Source organism: Oleiphilus sp. HI0080 (assembly GCF_001635135.1).
The window spans coordinates 1-779 of the sequence record NZ_LWFU01001141.1 but is presented as its reverse complement, the minus strand read 5'-3'; the positions used below and the strand labels follow the sequence as shown (position 1 = coordinate 779).

Genomic DNA, 779 nt, shown 5'->3' with positions numbered 1-779 from the left:
TCCGCGGGCCAAAACCGAAGCAACCTTACCCTGCTCGCTCGCACCATCTTCAGAGAAATAAATAATTGATGACCGCTTCTGAAAATCATAAACACCAAGCGGCGAAGAAAAACGAGCTGTGCCAGAAGTTGGAAGCACATGGTTAGGCCCTGCACAATAATCCCCCAATGCCTCGGCGGTATAGCGCCCCATAAAGATCGCGCCAGCATGCTTAACATGCTCCAGCAAGGCTTCGGGATCTTCCACAGACAGCTCGAGGTGCTCAGGAGCAATTCGATCGCTTACCATTGCCGCCTCTTCAAGGGATTCGACCTTAATGAGTGCCGCTCGATTCGCTACTGACACTTCGATAATCTCTTTACGGTCCATCGTCGGCAACAAGGCCTGAATACTCTTTTGTACCCTTTCAAGAAACTCCGCGTCTGGAGAAATCAGAATAGCCTGAGCGTTCTCGTCATGCTCGGCCTGTGAAAACAAATCCATCGCTATCCAGTCTGGGTCCGTTTTACCATCACAAATAACCAAGATTTCGGACGGCCCGGCGATCATGTCGATACCGACCTGCCCGAACACTTCTCTCTTAGCGGTAGCAACATAGATATTGCCAGGCCCAACGATCTTATCGACACCGGGGATCGTCTCTGTACCATAAGCGAGCGCGGCAACAGCCTGCGCACCACCAATAGTAAACACCCGATCTACCTCACAAACAGCTGCTGCCGCAAGAACAAGTTGATTTACCTCGCCCTTTGGTGTTGGCACAACCATCACGACTTCCT

1 protein-coding gene is annotated in these 779 nt (G+C 51.3%); it reads right to left on the bottom strand.

Features of this window, described 5'->3' with window-relative positions; all coding sequences use genetic code 11:
* The coding region (gene hisD / locus A3751_RS20505) for a histidinol dehydrogenase (protein WP_068458727.1) at window positions 1-779 on the bottom strand (779 nt) is incomplete at both ends.